General features: G+C 51.3%; 3 tRNA genes. All 3 read left to right on the forward strand.

The window, feature by feature from the left end:
* Positions 1-3 precede the first annotated feature (3 nt).
* The 3 genes from Q3304_RS21060 (at position 4) to Q3304_RS21070 (ending at position 250) form a co-directional block, all read left to right on the forward strand.
* Positions 4-79 (forward strand) — tRNA-Phe (locus tag Q3304_RS21060).
* Between the two features lie 6 nt (positions 80-85).
* A tRNA-Met gene (locus tag Q3304_RS21065) sits at positions 86-162 on the forward strand.
* 11 nt (positions 163-173) lie between these two features.
* Positions 174-250: transfer RNA gene (locus Q3304_RS21070), tRNA-Ile, on the forward strand.
* Positions 251-269: the final 19 nt, after the last annotated feature.

A 269-nucleotide genomic window follows, 5' to 3' on the forward strand; every position in this document is an offset into this window, starting at 1 on the left:
GATGCCCAGATAGCTCAGTCGGTAGAGCAGGGGACTGAAAATCCCCGTGTCGGTGGTTCGATTCCGCCTCTGGGCACCAAAACATGGCGGTATAGCTTAGTTGGCTAGAGCGTTCGGTTCATACCCGAAAGGTCATAGGTTCGACTCCTATTACCGCTACCAAAATTTAATGTGGGCCATTAGCTCAGTTGGTTAGAGCGCCCGGCTCATAACCGGTAGGTCTGGGGTTCGAGTCCCTGATGGCCCACCACATTAAATTATGAATACAT

It is taken from the genome of Clostridioides sp. GD02377 (assembly GCF_045899875.1).
Taxonomy (GTDB): Bacteria; Bacillota; Clostridia; order Peptostreptococcales; family Peptostreptococcaceae; genus Clostridioides; species Clostridioides difficile_A.